Raw genomic sequence first — 17023 nt, forward strand, 5'->3', positions numbered from 1 at the left:
CCTACCTGGGTGCCGGGTGGGAATTTGCTTGGAGGCCGGTGTAAATGTCGATCAGGCGGGCGGTGAGCACGTCGGGGTGGAAGGCGCGCAGGTAGCGGTCGCGGGCGGCTGGGGCGTACCGGGCTGCTTCGGCGGCGGCAATCGGGAGGGCGGCGGCGAGGGCGGCGGCGTCCGGGGGCACGGCCCAGCCTGCGGCCGTGGCGGGTGAGTCCAGGCCCAGGAGATAGGGGATGCCGCCGACATCGGTGCCGAGGACGGGCCGGCCCGCCGACATCGCTTCGAGGATCACCGTGGGGAGGACGTCGTTCCAGGTGGGGACGGCTACGACCACGGCGGCGGCGGTGCGGGCGGCGGTCATGCCGGCTCGGTCCAGGGCGCCCAGGTACGTGACGTCGGCGCGCTCGGCGGCGGCCTGCTCGGCGAGGGGGCGCAGTTCGCCGTCGCCGGCGATGCGCAGGTGGCCGATCGAGGAGTCCGGGTGGCGGCGCCAGGCGTTGAGAAGGAGGTCGAGACCCTTCTCCGGGGACAGGCGGGCGGCGTACAGAAATCCTGTTCCGAGCGGGGCAGGCTCACCCGGGTCCGGCAGGCCGTTGGGTTTGACCACGATCCGGTCGTCCGGGATGCCGTATTCCGTCAGGTGCGCGGCGATCCGGTCGGTAAGGGCGATGTAGCGGTCCACGGATTTCCAGGTCGGCCGGTGCACGGCGAGGGTGGTCGCCATCAGCGCGCTCTGGGCCGTCGAGCCGCGGTAGCACTTGTGCTGGATCGCCGGCCAGCCGAGCGCCTTTCCCCGGCAGTCGAAGCAGTTGTGACCGTCGCGGAAGTACAGCCCCGAGGAGCAGACCTGGCGGTAGTTGTGGACGGTCTGCACGACCGGCACGCCGTGCTTATGGGCCGTTTTCACAACCCAGGGCGACAACAGTGGGTACGGATTGTGCAGGTGAAACACATCCGGACGTTCGCGGGACAGCAGCTCGCCGAGATCGCGCTGGGCGGACCGGCCATAGATGGGGGAGAGCGGCAGCAGCGCCTTCTCCGTGAGCGGCAGGTCACCGATCGAGTCGGAGGCGCGCTGGAACGGCAGCACCTCGACACCCGCGGCGGTGAGCTGGGCGATCTCGGTGTCGACGATGACGTTCTCCCCGGAGGGGATCGCTTCCCGGTACCGATTGTGCGCAACGACGACCTTCACGGCGACAAACGCTACCGTTGAGGGCGTGCCTGAGTTGCCCGAGGTCGAGGCGCTCGCCGCGTACCTGCGGGAGCGTGCTGTCGGCCATACCGTGGAGCGCTTCGAGGTGTCCTCGTTCAGCGCGCTGAAGACGTATGACCCGGCGCCGAGCGCGGTGGCGGGTCTCAAGATCACCAATGCCGGCCGGCACGGGAAGTTCCTCGACGTGATGCTCGGGGACGACCTGCACCTCGTCGTGCATCTCGCGCGGGCCGGTTGGCTGCATTACCGCGACGCGTTCAAGTCGCCGGCACCGTTGAAGCCGGGCAGCGGGCCGATCGCGGTGCGCGTACGCCTCGATGACGGGTCCGGTTTTGATCTGACCGAGGCCGGCACGCAGAAGTCGCTGGCGGCCTATCTGGTGCGTGACCCCGCGGAGGTGCCCGGCGTGGCACGCCTCGGCCCGGACGCGCTCGCGGTCAGCCGCGACGAGTTCGCCGAGCGGATCCGGAGTCGTAAAGGCCAGATCAAGGGCGTGCTCGTCGACCAGGAGGTGCTGGCCGGCATCGGCAACGCGTACTCCGATGAGATCCTGCACGTGGCCAGGATGTCGCCGTTCGCGCTCACGGGGAAACTCACCGACGAGCAGATCACCACGCTCTACGAGGCGACCCGGTCGGTCGAGACGGACGCCGTGACCCGGTCGGTCGGGCAGAAGGCCGCGGAGCTCAAGGGCGAGAAGCGGGCCGGGATGCGGGTGCATGCCCGCACGGGGCTGCCGTGTCCGGTATGCGGCGATACGGTGCGTGAGGTGTCGTTCGCTGACAAGAGCCTGCAGTACTGCCCGACCTGTCAGACCGGCGGGAAGCCACTGGCCGACCGGCGCCTGTCCAAACTGATCCGCTGAGTGATCCGAGCGCGCCGCGACGATCACGCTGCGTACACATTCGCCAAGCTCGGCCGAATGCGACCACAACGTCACCTTCTTCTAAGTCGTTCCATCGGTATAGTGGCCCGGTCCCACGACTTCGTCCGCGACGCGCGAGGGGCCGGCGGCCCGCCGGAGACCCGGGGGTCGTGGCAGTGCGTAATGTTCTCGGTGTGGGCGGTACGTGATGCGGGAGGACACAGGCGAGGTGACCACAAGCCTCCATCGTCCGGCGTCCAGTACCAGCAACAGCCGGAGCGGCATGCCGTACGACAGCTTCGAGTGGCAGCAGGAGCCACCCCCGAGCAACGGGGTTCCGCGTTCGGCGTGGACCCGCTCGCACAAGCGCGTGTCCACCTGGCACCGCCCCTACACGCTGGTCCTGATCATTCTCGACCTCATCTCCACGGTGTTCGCGAGCTGGCTCGCCGTGTCGCTGATCGAGAAGTCCAACTCGGGTTTCCAGAACAGCGAGAAGATCTTCTATCTGGTCGCCTTCGTCGGCGTACCGCTCGGGTGGCTGATCATTCTCTGGGGCAACGGCACCTACGACCGCCGTTACCTGGGCCTGGGCAGCGAAGAGTTCAAACGGGTCGTCCGCGCGTTCGTGACGCTCGTGGCCGTGGTGTCGCTGCTGGCGTTCGGCACCAAGACCGAGCTCTCCCGGGTCACGATCGCCTACGTCTCGATCACCGCTCTGGTCTTCATCCTCTTCGGCCGGTATTCGGCACGCCAGGTCCTGCACGTCGCCCGTAAGAAGACCGGTCACGGCGCGCACCGGATGGTTCTGGTCGGCACGCTGCCCGAGGCGCTCGAGGTCTACACCGCTGTCACCCGCAGCCCGGCCGCCGGTCTCATCCCGGTCGCCATCCACATCACCGACGGATACGCCGCGGCCCGGGGCATCGAAACCCCCGTCCCCGTCTACGCGAGCCGCGACGTCCTCGGCCTGGTCCGCGAGGTCGGCGCCGACACGATCGCGGTCTGCGGCTCGGCCAGCTCGGAACCCGGTGAGCTGCGCCGCCTGGCCTGGCAGCTCGAGGGCACCGGTGTCGACCTGGTGGTCGCGCCGCAGCTCACCGACATCGCCGGCCCGCGCGTGCACATCCGCCCGATCGAGGGCCTGCCGCTGCTGCACGTCGAGGAGCCGACCCTCTCCGGCCCCGGCTGGCTCACCAAGAACCTGATCGACCGGGTCGTCGCGTTCTTCGGCCTGGTCGCGCTGAGCCCGGTGCTGGCCGTGATCGCCATCGGCATCCGGCTCTCCGACCCCGGCCCGGTCTTCTTCCGCCAGCCCCGCGTCGGCCACGAGGGCCGCACGTTCCGGGTGTGGAAATTCCGGACCATGTATGTCGACGCCGAGGAGCGCAAGGCCAGCCTGGAGGAGCTCAACGACTCCGACGGCATGCTCTTCAAGATGAAGGACGACCCCCGCATCTTCAAGTTCGGCAACAAGCTGCGGGGCACGTCCCTGGACGAGCTCCCACAGCTGATCAACGTGCTCAAGGGCGAGATGTCCCTGGTCGGCCCGCGCCCGCTGCCCGCCGACGACGGCGACTACCTGGGTGACGTGCGGCGCCGGCTGCTCGTGCGCCCCGGCATCACCGGCCTCTGGCAGGTCTCCGGCCGCTCGGACCTCTCCTGGGACGAGTCGGTGCGGCTCGACCTCTACTACGTCGACAACTGGTCGCTCACCTACGACCTGGGCATCCTCTGGCGCACGATCTGGGTCGTCCTCAAGCGCAAGGGCGCCTACTAGAGCCTTTTCACAAGGCCCACCAGCAGTAGAGATGACTCTCACCGCCTTCTCGGGCCAGTGCGGCGAGATCTCTGAGAAAGCCGGCCAGGCCGTCGGGGTCGGTGCCTTCCAATTCCTCGGTACGCGACCAGCGCGCAGCTGTCTCCACCAGACGCGCGTCGTCCGCCGCGACCAGGGCATCACGCAACCGGTCGGTGACCGCGACGATGTGTGACTCGGGGCTCGCCTCCGGGTCGCTGATCAGATCACCCTGTCGCGGACCCTCGATCACCTCGTCGTAGGACATCCCGGTGAGCAGGGATTCGAGCGTGCCGAGATTGACCACCGGGTCGAGGTTCTTCGACTCGAGCGTCGGCATACCGGCCGCGATCGGCCCCTCGGCGAGCCCGGCCAGCGCGGACCGGTCATCAGCGGCGGTGAAGTAATCGGTGATGGGCATGCCGAGATGCTCCCACCGGGGTCCGACAAAATCGGGCGGGCATGGTGTTTCGGCGCGTCACCAGTCAGGATCTCTGCGTGGCCGGACAAGTCGGAAGTGTGCTCGCGGTTGTTGCCGTGCTCGCCGCGCTGGCCGGCGCCGTCGTCGCGGTGCTCCGGCTGCGGGCCCGGCGCGGGGTGGCCACGGCGGGGCAGCGGGCGACGTACGACGTGCTGCATTCCGCATCGCTCGCCGCGGAGCCGTTGCGTACCGGATTGACTGCCGCCTCGGCCGCAAAGTCCGCACGTCACCTGCGCCGGCTCGTGGGCGCCCCCGGTCTCTCCGTGGCGGACGCCGACCGCTGCCTGGCCTTCGACGGGCGTGGCAGCCATCACAGCGACCAGTTCGTGGTGGCGACGCGCCGGGCCGTCACGACCAACCGCTCGATCGTCCTGGGCGCCGGGGACCTGCCCTGCGACCGGGTCGACTGCATCGTGCGGGGAGCCGTGATCGCGCCGCTGACCGGTGCCGACGGGCAGGCGCTCGGGGCCCTCGTCGCGGTCGCCGACGATCATCCGGCGCCCGGACTCGTGCAGGCCACCATGGAGACCGCGCGCTGGGCCGGGTCGCAGCTCGCGCTCGCCGAGCTGGACTCCTCCCGCGAGCGGCTGGCCCGGGCCGAGGTTCGCGCCCTGCGGGCCCAGATCAGCCCGCATTTCATCTACAACGCGCTGACGGCGATCGCCTCGTTCGTGCGTACCGATCCGGAGCGGGCCCGGGAGTTGATCCTGGAATTCGCTGAGTTCACCCGCTACTCGTTCCGCGCGCACGGCGACTTCACCACCCTGGCCGAGGAGCTTCGCTCCATCGACCGCTATCTCACCATCGAGCGGGCCCGGTTCGGCGACCGCCTGCAGGTACGCCTGCAGATCGCACCCGAGGTCCTCCCCGTCGGCCTGCCGTTCCTGTGTCTGCAGCCGCTCGTGGAGAACGCCGTGCGTCACGGGCTGTCCCCCAAGCCGGGCGTCGGTATGGTGAGCATCGAGGCCCGGGACGCGGGTGCCGAATGCCACATCACGGTCGAGGACGACGGAGTAGGCATGGACCCGGCGGCGCTGGCCGAGGGGATCGCGGAGGCTGCGAACGGCCGCGACGACGAGGCCGGACGCCATGTCGGGCTCTCCAACGTGGACGAGCGGCTGCGCACGGTCTTCGGTGAACGCTTCGGCCTGGTTGTGGAGACAGCGCCCGGAGCGGGGACGAAAGTGAGCATGCGCGTGCCCAAATTCCACCCGGGAGTCCGAGCGTGAGTCTGGTAGTGCTGGCTGTGGACGACGAGCCGCCCGCCCTCGACGAGTTGGCGTATCTTCTCAACGCCGACAAGCGGGTGGCGTACGTCCATCGGGCGGGAGACGCCACCGAAGCCCTGCGCGTGCTGCGTGACACCGAGGTCGACGCCGTCTTCCTCGACATCCGCATGCCCGGGCTCGACGGCATGGAGCTCGCCCGGGTCCTTCGCCGGTTCGCGCGCCCTCCCGCGATCGTGTTCGTCACCGCCTACGACGACGGAGCGGTGGACGCCTTCGACCTGGGCGTCACCGATTATGTGCGCAAGCCGGTGCGAGCCGAGCGGTTGGGCGAGTCGTTGCGCCGGGTGGCGGGGCTGCAGCTGCCCGCGGTTCCTGCGCAGGTCGCCCGGGAGGACGAGCCGAGCATTCCGGTCGAGCTGGCCGGGACCACCAAGCTACTGCCGCGATCATCGGTTCGGTGGGTGGAAGCGCAGGGTGATTATGCGCGGCTGCACACCTCCGATGCCTCCCATCTCGTACGCGTCTCGCTGGCGACTCTCGCCGAACGCTGGGCCGACGCGGGCTTCGTACGTATCCACAGGTCCTATCTTGTGCAGTTACGCCTGGTCAGGGAGCTGCGCCTCACTCAATCGGGGTATGTCGTGAGCATCGACGGCACGGAGTTGCCGGTCAGCCGGCGGCATACGCGGGAGCTCAAGGACAAGCTGATCCGAGCCGTGAAGAACGACTGGAGTCGCTGACTTACGGAGCGTTATCCACAGAAACATTGCGTTGTCCCCAGAGTTATCCACAGGCTGCCGATCTTCACAAGTTATCCACAACTCAGCCCCACCTCCTGCACGCCGACTCAATAAGCTGCTCCCCGCAGCAGGGTCGGCGCGCCACGGGGGCACACCGGCCTTGCCGCAGCCCGGCATGCTGCCGGGCAAGGCTGGGGGGTTGGGATGAACGCGCACAAGGTGCTGGTGGTCGAGGACGAGCGGGCGATCGCCGACGCGGTCGTGGCCCGGCTGCGGGCCGAGGGCTTCGTGGTCGAGGTGGCCGTCGACGGCCCCGGCGCGGTCGAGGCGGCCCGGCGGATCCAGCCCGACGTGATCGTTCTCGACGTGATGCTCCCCGGCTTCGACGGGCTCGAGGTCTGCCGCCGGGTCCAGGCCGAGCGTCCCGTGCCGGTCCTGATGCTGACCGCCCGCGACGACGAGACCGACCTGCTCGTCGGGCTCGCGGTCGGTGCCGACGACTACCTGACCAAGCCGTTCTCGATGCGCGAGCTGACCGCCCGGGTGCACGCGTTGCTGCGCCGGGTCACCCGCAACGCAGCACCGGCAGGGCCGCCGCCGCTGCGCTTCGGCGACCTGGAGATCAACCTCACCGAGCGGCGGGTCCAGCGGGCCGGGGTCGAGGCACACCTCACGCCGACCGAGTTCGACCTGCTCGCGCATCTGGCCGCGCATCCCCGCGCGGTGCTGCCCCGGGAGCGGCTGCTCGCCGAGATCTGGGGGTGGGCCGATGCGTCCGGGACGCGGACGGTCGACAGCCACATCAAGGGCCTGCGCCGCAAGCTCGGCGCCGACCTGATCCGCACGGTCCACGGCGTGGGGTACGCCCTCGAGGTCGCCCGATGATGGCGCTCGTGCGCCGGGTCGCCACGCCGATGTTCGGCTGGCTGCCGCGGCCGCTCGACCCGGTCCGTTCGATCAAGGCGAAACTCTCCGGCGCGCTCGGGTTCGCCGGCGGGGTCGGTCTGCTCATCTTCTGGTGGAGCCTCGACTGGGTCCGCATCGACGTGATGTGGTTCGCCGTCGCGGTCGCGCTCGGGCTGGTGACGCTGCAGGTCATGGCGCACGGGGCGACCGTGCCGCTGCGGGAGATGACGATCGCCGCCAAGGCCATGGCCCGCGGCGACTACACCCGCCGCGTGCGCGCGACCTCCAAGGACGAGGTCGGCGAGCTGGCCCAGGCGTTCAACCAGATGGCTGCCGACCTGGCCGCCGCCGACCGGCAGCGGCGCGAGCTGATCGCGAACGTGTCGCACGAGTTGCGTACGCCCATCACAGCCCTTCGTGGTGTGCTCGAAAACATCGTCGACGGTGTCTCGCAGGCCGAGCCCGAGACGATGCGGGTCGCGCTGGCACAGACCGAGCGCCTGGGGCGGCTCGTCGCCGAGCTTCTCGACCTCTCCCGCCTGGACGCCGGCGTCGTCCCGCTGACCAGGACCGCGATCGACGTGCGCGGGTTCCTCGAGGACGCGGTCAGCGAGGCCAAGGTGACGGCCGAGGGAGCCGGGCACGACGTGCGCTTCGAGGTGGTCGCCCCCGAGATCCGCCTGACCGCCGACCGCGAGCGGCTCTGCCAGGTCTTCGCCAACCTCCTCAACAACGCGGCCCGGCACAGCCCGCCCGGCGGCACCGTCCGCGTCCGGGCCGAACGCCACGACGACCACGTGCTCATCGCCGTCATCGACGAGGGCGACGGCATCCCGCCCGCCGAACGCGAACGGGTCTTCGAACGCTTCACCCGTGGCGAACGGGCCCGCGACGGCGGCACCGGCCTCGGCCTCGCCATCGCGCACTGGGTGGTCCAGCTGCACCACGGCACGATCGCCGTCGTCGAACCGGCCCTCGCCACCGGCTGCCACATCCACGTGACCCTGCCCCTCGAAGCGCCTGACCGTACGGGGAGATGAGCCATGCCCATTACCGCTCCGCAACCGCCGCTTTCCCGGCCGACTCCACTTTCGACCCCCCTCTCGCCGGTCGCCCCCTTGCACGGCCCCTGGCCCGACCTCTCACTTTGGGGTCGGCGTTGGCAGGGTCCACGCCGGCCTGCGTCCCCTGCTGCCACTTGGGCGGTCCTCGCTGCCGCCGCGGTCGCGGCGCTCAGCATCCCGCTCAACGAGGCGGGCATCGGCTGGTTCATCACCGCGATCGCCGGCGTCATCGCGCTGATCATCGCCCGCGCGGTGCCTGACAGGATCTCCCCCGAGGGCCCGTCCCCGCTCGTCGCATGGCGCCCACCCAGTCTCGGCAAGGCGCGTTTCGGCTGGTCGGCTGCGACCATGGCGCTGCTCGCGGTGGGCACGTTCCGCTCCGCCGGCTGGCTCTTCCTGCTCTGCCTCGCCACCGCGCTGCTGACCGGCGCCCTGGCCGTGGCCGGTGGACGCTCGGCCCGCGGCATGGCCACCGCCGCGTTCATGGCGCCCTTCGCCGGGTTCCGCGCGGTGCCCTGGTTGCGCAACGGCATGAAAGCCTCCCGGCGCAACGGCACCCAGCTCCGCCTCGCCGCCACCATCGGCGTCTCCGTGCTCCTGGTGCTGGTCTTCGGCGCGCTCTTCGCCTCAGCCGACGCGGCCTTCGCCGGCATCGTCGAAGCCGCTATCCCCGACCTCGACGCGGGCACGGTCTTCCTCTGGATCTTCCTCTTCGTCGTGGCGGCCCTCATCCTGGGCGGCGCCGCCTACCTGCGCGCCGCGCCCCCCGACCTCACCGGCCTGGACAGCACCGGCCCCCGCCGAGTGGCCCGCCTCGAATGGGCGATCCCGCTGACCCTGCTCGTCCTGCTCTTCACGATGTTCGTCGGCGTCCAGCTGACCGTCCTCTTCGGAAACTCCCAGCACGTCCTCGAAACCGACAACCTCACCTATGCCGACTACGCGCGCGGTGGCTTCTGGCAACTCCTCGTCGTCACCGGCCTCACCCTGCTCGTCCTGGCAGCCGCAGTCCGCTGGGCCCCCCGCGACACCCCCACCGACCGCATCCTGATCCGCGTCATCCTCGGCGCCCTGGCCCTGCTCAGCCTCGTCATCGTCGGCTCCGCCCTGCACCGCATGAACCTCTACGCGGACACCTACGGCCTCACCCGCCTGCGCCTGCTGGTTCCCCTCTGCGAAGCCTGGCTCGGCGTGGTCTACCTCCTCATCCTCGGCGCCGGCATCCGCCTCAAAGCCCCCTGGCTACCCAACGCCATCGTCGCCGCCGGCGTCCTCGCCCTCCTCGGCCTGGCCATCGCCAACCCCGACAACCTCATCGCCGACCGCAACATCACCCGCTACGAACAGACCCACCGCATCGACACCTACTACCTCTCCACCCTCTCCCCCGACGCCGTCCCGGCCCTCAACCGGCTCTCCCCCACCGACCGGGACTGCGCCCTGACCCCGATCGCCCAGGACCTCCAGAACAACCCCGACGACTGGCGAACCTTCAACCTCGCCCGCCAGAAGGCCCGCACCCTCCTCGCAGAAAACCCGGCGAACTGGTCCACCACCCCGTGCCCGGACTTCTACAACCGCTGACCGCGCTGTCCCGGCTGCGGAGAAGTGGGAACTCCTGGTTTCGTAGCGGCGGGCCCGGCGCCGGAACCCGGGTGACCCACTGCAGGCACCGTTCGTTGACGTGGCGGTGCCTGCCGAGGCGCGTGGAGGATTCGGCGCTCTTACTGGCGATCCAGGACTTGATACCGCGCCGGGCCGGCAGACACCGGCAGATTGGACAGTCGTAGCCCTTGTCGTCGTGCAGCTTGCCTGGCCCGGGATCAACGGCTTGGTGAGCTGCCCTGACGCATCGGGACAGTGTCCAGCAACTTCATCCGCGTCGATCTAACGAATGACGTTGCACGCCAAGCCAACATGGCGCGGGCCGCGCTGGTCGATCGGACCTGGGCTCAGGTCATGACCTAACTCGCCGACACCGATCTTCACCGAACGACGACGGCTGGATCGGTGCAAATCGCGGCAGTGTCGCTGACTGGCGCCGGCCTGTCCTCATGGGGGACGGCATGCGACCCGTTTCCTACCGCCCTGCGTAGGCCCGCGAGGCACTCCATGCGCGGTTCGGTGGACCGGAGAATTGGCTCCGGTACATCGCGGATGCGGTTCAGCGGGAGGACGAACCCACCGGGCCGGAGCTGTTGTGTCGCTCGCCCCGATGGGGGACCGACGTGAGCACACTGCCGATTCGCGGCGATCAGGACCTGGCGTTCGTCGGTCTTTGCGGTCGGCCGCGACCAGGCGATCGGCAGACCTGATGGTGTGCAGATCAGGTGCAGACTCCTGAGGAACCGTGAGTGCGAGGCGCCGTTCTCGGCCAACTCCGAGCGTTTCAGCGTCGGCCGGGAGCGGCTGCTCTCGACCGGGGGTGAGTTTCCGGGACTTCGGGGCTTGACTTTGGGGGGTGGGTGGCGAGACTGCCGGTCATGGGTGATGTGTCGGGGCGGGTGGTTCGGACCCGGGTGGTGTTGGGGGAGGCTGCTGGGCGGCGGCCGGTTGCGGATAGTGCTCGGGTGGAGCTTGCTGAGCAGACCGATATTGGTGAGGCGCTGGTCAAGGGGTTGGTTCGGGCTCAGTTGGCGCTGGCGGTCCGGTTGAGTCTTGTGGTGGTGGCGGGGTTGGGGGCGTTGCCGTTGTTGTTCGCGGTGGCGCCGGCTGTGGGGCGGGTGGAGGTTGCGGGGGTTAATTTGCCGTGGATTCTGCTGGGGTTCTTGGCCTTTCCCTTTCTCGTGCTGGTGGGGTGGGCCTATGTGCGGTGGGCTGAGCGGAACGAGCAGGATTTCACCGCTGTGATTCGCGGGCCCGAGGCGTGAATCCGTACGTGGTGCCGGGGCTGGTTGCCGTGGTGCTCATTACCGTGGGGATCGGGGTTTACGGGCTTCGGTTCGCGCGGACGACGTCGGATTTTCTGGTGGCTTCGCGGTCGGTGAGTCCGGCTTGGAATGCGGCGGCGATCAGTGGTGAGTATCTTTCGGCGGCTTCGTTTCTCGGGGTGGCCGGGCTGGTTCTGCGGTACGGCGTGGACGTGTTGTGGTATCCGGTCGGGTTCGCGGCGGGGTATCTCGCTCTGCTGCTCTTTGTGGCCGCGCCGTTGCGACGGTCGGGGGCGTTCACGCTGCCCGACTTCTGTGAGGTGCGGCTGCGGTCCGGGTTTCTGCGCCGGCTGGCCACGGTTTTTGTGGTTTTCATCGGCTGCCTCTACCTCGTGCCGCAGTTGCAGGGGGCGGGCCTGACCTTCACCACGGTGACCGGGGGGCGGTACGAGTGGGGGGCGCTGCTCGTCGGTCTCGTCGTCACGGCGAATGTGGCGCTGGGCGGGATGCGGGCCATCACTTTTGTGCAGGCGTTTCAGTATTGGCTCAAGTTGACAGCTCTGGCCGTACCCGTCGTCTTCTTGTTGTTGCACTGGCAGGCGGATGGGCGACCGGCTGTCACCCCGCCTGCCGGCCCCGCGTTCTCTTCCGCGACCACCGTGGTGATTCAGCAGGATGCGGTCCTCGATGACAACAGAACCGTCCACCAGGGGGACGAGCTGACTTTCGCGGCGGGGGATCGGGTGCCGCAGGTGAGTTCTGTGGACCGCAATGATGGGCTGGGCTGGCTGTTACCGGGTGGGAATGCCAGCCTGTTCTCCACGTATTCGCTGATTCTGGCGACGTTTCTCGGGACCATGGGGCTGCCGCACGTGCTGGTCCGGTTCTATACGAACCCGGACGGGGCTTCCGCGCGCCGCACGACGCTTGTTGTACTTGCCATGGTGGGCGCTTTCTATCTGCTGCCGACCCTTTACGGCGTGCTCGGGCGGGTCTATACGCCGCAGCTGCTGATGACCGGGCAGACCGATGCGGTGGTGTTGCTGCTGCCGGAAGCCGCGCTCGGGAGTGGGCATCTCGGGCAATTGCTCGGTGCGCTGGTGACCGCCGGGGCGCTCGCGGCGTTCCTCTCGACCTCGTCAGGGCTGCTCACCAGCGTTGCCGGGGTGGTCTTCACGGACGTTCTGCACTCGACGCAGAAAACGGTCCGCGATTTCCGCCTCGCCACCGTGCTGGCCGCGATCGTGCCGATGACGCTGTCGTTGTACGTGGCGAACATGGACGTGTCGCGCGTGGTGGGGCTCGCGTTCGCGGTGGCGGCGTCGAGTTTCTGCCCGTTGCTGGTGCTCGGGATCTGGTGGCGGGGGCTGACCGATGTGGGAGCGGCGGCCGGAATTGTCGCGGGGGGCGGCGCGGCGATGGCGGCAGTGCTGGTCACGGTTATGGGGCCGCCGTTGCACGGGTGGTTCGCCCAGTTGGTGGAGCAGCCTGCCGCGTGGACGGTGCCGCTCGCATTCGTGGTGATGGTGGTCGGGTCGCTGCTGACCAAGCGCAGGATTCCCGCGGATATCGGCGCGACGATGCTCCGGTTGCATGCCCCGGAATCGCTGCGGTTGCCAGGTTAAATATCTTTAAGGTTAGTTTCCTGAACCTCTCGATACCCGCGCTCCGTACCAATGCGCGAACCCCGAGGCGCGAAGGAGCGGCGGCATGAAACGCAGGACCAGCAGCTGGAGCAGGACTTCCGGGCGTACCCGTAAGGTGCTGATCGGTATTACCGCCGCGGCGCTCGCGGGTGGCGCGTTCGCGATCAGCACGGGTGTCAGCAGTGCCGGCGAGAACTGCAACGGCCTGGACACCGCACTGCAGAACAACCTGAGTTTCATCGCCGACCAGAAGGCGAATCCGGATGCGCTCTCCGACGCCCGGATCGCCAATCGCCAGGCCGTCGTCGACCTGATCAACCAGCGCCGGGTCGTCGCGGGCTGCACCGATGACGTCCAAGCGGTGGCACCGCCGGTAAAAGCCCCGACAGCGGCCCCCACAAAGACGACTAAAGCCCCGACGAAAGCACCGACGAAAACGACACCAGCGCCGACAAAGACAACGGAAGCGCCGGCCGGCAATGCAGGAACGGGCGACGTCGTCTGCAAGGGCAGCACCGTCACGCTTTCCGGCGAAGCAGGCGCTCCGGCCGCGTCCAGCGGCACGTTCCCGATCGGCACCACCCTGCGGGTCACCAACCTGGACAACAACAAGAGCATCACCGTGAAGGTCGCCACCCCCTCCGGAAGCTGCGTGCTGCTCAATGACGCCGCCTTCGAACAAGTTCGCGAATCAGGCAAATTCCTCATTCGACGCGCTGTGATCGAACGGATCGGCTGAGTAGACAAACCGAGGTCACGGGGTATCCCACCGGGGTTACCAACCGTTAGGTTCGGGGGCATGACCGTCCCCGAACAGCGCAGAAGCCCCGATGCGGCGCTCGCTCTGCGTGGGCTGGTCAAGCAATTCGAGGCAAAAGTCGCGGTTGCCGGAATAGATCTGGATGTGCCCGCGGGTTCGTTCTTCGGCCTGCTCGGCCCGAACGGCGCGGGCAAGACCACGACTCTCTCCATGGCGGTCGGCCTGCTGCGGCCCGATCTCGGTCAGGCCCGGATCCTCGGGTACGACGTCTGGGCCGACCCGATCGCCGCGAAGTCGAGGATCGGCGTGCTCCCCGACGGCGTACGCCTCTTCGACCGGCTGACCGGCACCGAGCTGCTCGCGTACCAGGGCCTGCTGCGCGGTATGGACCCGACGGTGGTCGACCGGCGCAGCGTCGAGTTGATGGACGTGCTGCAGCTGGGTGCGGGCAACCGGACCCTCGTGGTCGACTACTCGGCCGGCATGAAGAAGAAGATCGGGCTGGCCTGCGCGCTGCTACACGCGCCGCGGCTGCTCGTGCTGGACGAGCCGTTCGAGGCGGTCGACCCGGTGTCGGCGGCGCTGATCCGCGGGATCCTGCAGCGGTACGTCACCGGCGGCGGCACCGTCGTCTTCTCCAGCCACGTGATGACGGTGGTCGAGCGGCTCTGCAGCCACGTGGCGATCATGGCGGACGGGCGGATCCGGGTCCGGGGCACGCTGGACGAGGTGCGCGGCGACCGCTCGCTCGAGGACGTGTTCGTCGAGGTGGTCGGTGGGCGTACGGCAACCGGCTCGGAGCTTTCGTGGCTGTGAGCGCCCGTTACTTCGTCCGTCTCAAGCTCCGCCTCCTCGCCAACGGCCTGCGCGGGCGCACCCAGCGGGTGACTCTCTTCGTGATCGGCGCCGTGATGGCAGCCGCGGCCGCAGTTTCCGGATACGCCCTGTTCAGCGTCATCGGCGTGCTCGGCGAGCAACGGGCCGCCGAGGTCGTGTTCCCGCTGACGGGCAGCGCCATCGTGCTGGGCTGGCTCTTCCTGCCGTTGATCATTTTCGGGGTGGACGAGTCGCTGGATCCCGCCCGGTTCGCCCTGCTTCCCCTGCGCCACGTCACGCTCGTCCGGGGCCTGTTCGCGGCCTCGCTGGTCGGCGTGCCCGCAATCGCCACGTTCGCGGCCACGCTCGGCATGGTCCACGCCGCGGCGACGCTGGGCGGATTCTTCGCGGCAACGGTCGAGCTCGTCGGCCTGACCGGGGGAATCCTGCTCTGTGCCGCGCTGAGCCGCGCCGTGACCAGCGCCTTCGCAACCGCGTTGCGCAGCCGGCGGTCCCGGGATCTGGCGACCGTCGCGCTCGCGGGCAGCGCTGCCCTGCTCGGCCCGCTGCAGCTCGGGCTGCGTTCGGCGATCGAACGGGCAGACTGGCAGGGCATCGGGCACGTGGTCGATGTGCTCGCGTGGACGCCGCTCGGTGCCCCGTACAGCATGGGCCTCGATGTCGCGGCCGGCCGGCTGTGGGCCGTACCCATCAAGATTGTGGTTGTTGGCGCGACCATCGCTCTGCTGCTGTGGTGGTGGTCGGGCTCGCTGGAGAAAGCGATGCTCGGGGCGAAGAGCGGCTCCCGGGAACGGGCGGCGTCCCAGCGCACGCCCGTCGACCAGCTCGTGCCGCGCTGGCTGCCACGCAACCGGTTCGGTGCCCTGGCGGGCCGCGAGATGCGCTACTGGTGGCGTGAGACCCGGCGGCGCGCGACCCTCATCTCGTTCGTCGCCGTCGCCCTCTTCCTGCCCGTCCTGGTCGCGGTCAGCGGTGGCCCCGCCGGCGCCTCCGGGGCGGTGCTGGTGTTCGTCGCCGCCCTCGCCGCGGTCAGCCTGACCAACCAGTTCGGCTTCGAGGGCAGCGCCTACGCGGCCAACGTCGTGGCCGGGGTTCCGGGGCGGGTCGAGCTGGCTGCCCGCGCAACAGGCCTGTCCGTGTACGTCCTCCCGCCCCTACTGGTGATCTCGGTGGTCGCGAGCGTCGTGCCGGGCCGGGGCGCGGCGGCTCCCGCCCTGATCGGGACGGTGCTCGCGGCGTACGGCGTAGCCCTCGCGGTAGCCATGCCGATCTCCGTCCGCGCCGCCTACGCCCTGCCCGACTCCACCAGCCCGTTCGCCATGTCCTCGGGCGGCGGCACGGCGAAGGGCCTGCTCAGCTTTGCCGCCCTGATCGGCGCGACGATCGCCACCGCACCGCTGCAGATCGGCGCGTGGCTGCTCGGCGACGTGTGGCTGTGGATCGGGCTGCCGGTCGGGATCGCGTACGGTGCCGGCGCCTTTGTCCTCGGTCTGCGAATTGCCGCCCCGATGCTCGACGACCGCATGCCCGAGCTTCTGGCAACGGTCAGCGCGGGCAGTCAGTAAACGGTCCCCATCGCCACGCGCACCTCCTGCAGCGTCTGATCCGCGAACTCGTTCGCGCGAGCGTTCCCACGACGCAACAAATCCCGGACAAAACCCAGATCCTGCGCGTACGCCGCCCGCCGCTCCCGCATCGGCGCCAGGAACTCGTTCACCGCCTCGGTCACGGTCCGCTTCAGCGCCGCCGACCCCGCGTCCCCGATCTCCGCCGCCACGTCGTCCGGCTCCCTGTCCAGGCACAACGCGGCAAGCTGCACGAGCCCGGACACCCCCGGCCGGCGTTCCGGGTCGTAGCTGATCGTCCGGTCGGCATCCGTGGTCGCGCTCTTGATCAGCCGGGCGGTCTCGTCGGGGGTCGAGGAGAGCGCGATCGCGTTGCCGCGGCTCTTGCTCATCTTCCTGCCGTCCGTGCCGGGCAGCACCGGCGCGATGCTGAGCAGGCCTTCCGGCACGGGGAAGACCGGGCCGTAACGCTCGTTGAAGCGCCGGGCCACCGTCCGCGTCACCTCGATGTGCGGCATCTGGTCCTGCCCGACCGGCACGAGGTTGCCCTTGCAGAACAGGATGTCCGCTGCCTGATGCACCGGGTAGGTGAACATCAGCCCGCTCACCGAGCTCTGCCGCGAGTGCTGGATCTCGTCCTTCACCGTCGGGTTGCGCTGCAGCTCGGGGACGCTGACCAGGCTCAGGAACGGCAGCAGCAGCTGGTTGAGCGCAGGCACGGCGCTGTGCGTGAAAACGGTCGTCGCGTCGGGATCCAGCCCCGCGGCGAGATAGTCGAGCAGCAGCCCGTCGACGGTTTCGCCGAGGCGCTCGGCCACGTCGCGGTCGGTCAGCACCTGGTAGTCCGCCACGATCACGAACATGTCGACGCCGCGGCGCTGCAGGCGTACCCGATTGCGCAGGGTCCCGAAGTAGTGGCCGAGGTGCAGCGGGCCGGTCGGGCGGTCCCCGGTGAGCACCCGGAAGTCCTGCGGTGCGGCTTCGATCCGGTCTTCGAGCGAGTTCATCGTGTCTCCTTCAGGGTTGTGGACAGCCCTGGGGAAACCAGG

At 69.2% G+C, this 17023-nt stretch carries 15 protein-coding genes and 1 pseudogene; 12 read left to right on the forward strand and 4 right to left on the reverse strand.

The genetic code is table 11. The annotated features are described in order from the left end of the window. Nucleotide 1 precedes the first annotated feature (1 nt). Nucleotides 2-1192, reverse strand: a complete 1191-nt coding sequence (locus tag Aco04nite_RS42815; protein WP_213002912.1) for a glycosyltransferase family 4 protein — start codon at nt 1190-1192, stop codon at nt 2-4. 25 nt (nt 1193-1217) lie between these two features. On the opposite strand from Aco04nite_RS42815, the gene Aco04nite_RS42820 reads away from it, so the two are divergent. After that, nucleotides 1218-2078: an Fpg/Nei family DNA glycosylase gene (locus Aco04nite_RS42820; RefSeq protein ID WP_213002913.1), complete on the forward strand. Its 861-nt coding sequence runs from the start codon at nt 1218-1220 to the stop codon at nt 2076-2078. A 283-nt stretch (nt 2079-2361) separates the two neighbouring features. After that, nucleotides 2362-3858, forward strand: a complete 1497-nt coding sequence (locus tag Aco04nite_RS42825; protein WP_213002914.1) for a sugar transferase — start codon at nt 2362-2364, stop codon at nt 3856-3858. 7 nt (nt 3859-3865) lie between these two features. On the opposite strand, the gene Aco04nite_RS42830 is transcribed toward Aco04nite_RS42825, so the two are convergent. Continuing rightward, nucleotides 3866-4297 carry a hypothetical protein gene (locus Aco04nite_RS42830; protein WP_213002915.1) on the reverse strand — a complete coding sequence of 144 codons (432 nt, stop codon included), beginning with the start codon at nt 4295-4297 and terminating at the stop codon, nt 3866-3868. Between the two features lie 41 nt (nt 4298-4338). Here Aco04nite_RS42830 and Aco04nite_RS42835 point away from each other — a divergent pair, with 41 nt between their 5' ends. The 5 genes from Aco04nite_RS42835 to Aco04nite_RS42855 all read left to right on the forward strand — a co-directional run bounded on the left by Aco04nite_RS42835 (nt 4339) and on the right by Aco04nite_RS42855 (nt 9880). Further along, nucleotides 4339-5586: a sensor histidine kinase gene (locus Aco04nite_RS42835; protein ID WP_438874994.1), complete on the forward strand. Its 1248-nt coding sequence runs from the start codon at nt 4339-4341 to the stop codon at nt 5584-5586. Further along, nucleotides 5583-6326 (forward strand): LytR/AlgR family response regulator transcription factor, encoded by a 744-nt coding sequence (locus Aco04nite_RS42840; RefSeq protein ID WP_213002917.1) that lies wholly within the window; start codon nt 5583-5585, stop codon nt 6324-6326. The genes Aco04nite_RS42835 and Aco04nite_RS42840 overlap by 4 nt, the downstream gene beginning before the upstream one ends. 204 nt (nt 6327-6530) lie before the next feature. Continuing rightward, the gene (locus tag Aco04nite_RS42845) at nt 6531-7211 is read left to right on the forward strand and encodes a response regulator transcription factor (RefSeq protein WP_213002918.1); all 681 of its coding nucleotides are present in this window, start codon (nt 6531-6533) and stop codon (nt 7209-7211) included. Then, nucleotides 7211-8272 (forward strand): sensor histidine kinase, encoded by a 1062-nt coding sequence (locus Aco04nite_RS42850; RefSeq protein ID WP_213002942.1) that lies wholly within the window; start codon nt 7211-7213, stop codon nt 8270-8272. Before Aco04nite_RS42845 ends, Aco04nite_RS42850 begins: the two co-directional genes overlap by 1 nt. 78 nt (nt 8273-8350) lie before the next feature. Continuing rightward, a complete protein-coding gene (locus Aco04nite_RS42855) occupies nt 8351-9880 on the forward strand; it encodes a DUF4153 domain-containing protein (protein ID WP_244876705.1) in 1530 nt (509 codons plus the stop codon). A 665-nt stretch (nt 9881-10545) separates the two neighbouring features. Here Aco04nite_RS42855 and Aco04nite_RS50315 read toward each other — a convergent pair. Beyond that, nucleotides 10546-10728, reverse strand: a pseudogene (locus tag Aco04nite_RS50315) (IS982 family transposase); the annotation flags it as partial. Nucleotides 10729-10779: 51 nt separating this feature from the next. On the opposite strand from Aco04nite_RS50315, the gene Aco04nite_RS42860 reads away from it, so the two are divergent. From Aco04nite_RS42860 to Aco04nite_RS42880, 5 genes are all read left to right on the forward strand, one after another. Next, nucleotides 10780-11166, forward strand: coding sequence for a DUF485 domain-containing protein (locus Aco04nite_RS42860; protein WP_213002920.1), 387 nt, complete (start codon nt 10780-10782; stop codon nt 11164-11166). Further along, entirely contained in the window at nt 11163-12791 is a 1629-nt protein-coding gene (locus Aco04nite_RS42865) for a sodium/solute symporter (protein ID WP_213002921.1), read from the forward strand. The genes Aco04nite_RS42860 and Aco04nite_RS42865 overlap by 4 nt, the downstream gene beginning before the upstream one ends. A gap of 85 nt (nt 12792-12876) precedes the next feature. Next, nucleotides 12877-13551 carry an SCO2207 family protein gene (locus Aco04nite_RS42870; protein WP_213002922.1) on the forward strand — a complete coding sequence of 225 codons (675 nt, stop codon included), beginning with the start codon at nt 12877-12879 and terminating at the stop codon, nt 13549-13551. A 60-nt stretch (nt 13552-13611) separates the two neighbouring features. Continuing rightward, the gene (locus Aco04nite_RS42875) at nt 13612-14388 is read left to right on the forward strand and encodes an ABC transporter ATP-binding protein (protein WP_213002923.1); all 777 of its coding nucleotides are present in this window, start codon (nt 13612-13614) and stop codon (nt 14386-14388) included. Beyond that, the gene (locus Aco04nite_RS42880) at nt 14385-15974 is read left to right on the forward strand and encodes an ABC transporter permease (RefSeq protein WP_213002943.1); all 1590 of its coding nucleotides are present in this window, start codon (nt 14385-14387) and stop codon (nt 15972-15974) included. The genes Aco04nite_RS42875 and Aco04nite_RS42880 overlap by 4 nt, the downstream gene beginning before the upstream one ends. Here Aco04nite_RS42880 and trpS read toward each other — a convergent pair. Further along, on the reverse strand, nt 15968-16981 hold the full coding sequence (gene trpS / locus Aco04nite_RS42885) for a tryptophan--tRNA ligase (protein WP_213002924.1): 1014 nt from the start codon (nt 16979-16981) through the stop codon (nt 15968-15970). The genes Aco04nite_RS42880 and trpS overlap by 7 nt on opposite strands. Between the last annotated feature and the right edge of the window lie 42 nt (nt 16982-17023).

The organism is Winogradskya consettensis (assembly GCF_018332715.1).
Lineage (GTDB): Bacteria > Actinomycetota > Actinomycetes > Mycobacteriales > Micromonosporaceae > Actinoplanes > Actinoplanes consettensis.